A 407-nucleotide genomic window follows, 5' to 3' on the forward strand; every position below is an offset into this window, starting at 1 on the left:
TAGCGAACGTGTCGCCGACTCTTTTTTATTCATATGGCTTTGTTTTACCTGCTAGAACTTTTTTCTTTATTTAGGAAAATCGTGAATAAAACATCCGATTTTTCACAAGCTAGAGGATAAAGGAAGGTGGATTGCAATGATGATGCGGCAGGATATGGAGAAGTTAATTGCCGATATTCAACAGGAGCAGATACAGGCTGCACTCAATGCAAGCCGTCAGAATAAAAGCGAAGAGGTCTACAAAGAAATCGGCAGGGCCAAAGGGCTTTCGTATGCGATTGGCCTTCTCAAACAATGGTTGAAATAAGCAGACAGATAGCGAAGAAAGGAAGGAAAGATGAATGGCGACACCATACTTATGTCCAGGATGCAAAAGCAACCGTACCCGTTTTGCGTTTCTTAATCAG

At 42.0% G+C, this 407-nt stretch carries 1 protein-coding gene; it reads left to right on the plus strand.

Going from position 1 to position 407, the window contains the following annotated elements; all coding sequences use genetic code 11:
- Positions 1-136: 136 nt before the first annotated feature.
- The gene (locus LKX83_RS31935; RefSeq protein ID WP_227887291.1) at positions 137-307 is read left to right on the plus strand and encodes a hypothetical protein; all 171 of its coding nucleotides are present in this window, start codon (positions 137-139) and stop codon (positions 305-307) included.
- The last annotated feature ends 100 nt before the right edge of the window (positions 308-407 follow it).

This window comes from Cohnella baijiui, from assembly GCF_020731285.1.
Taxonomy (GTDB): Bacteria; Bacillota; Bacilli; order Paenibacillales; family Paenibacillaceae; genus Cohnella.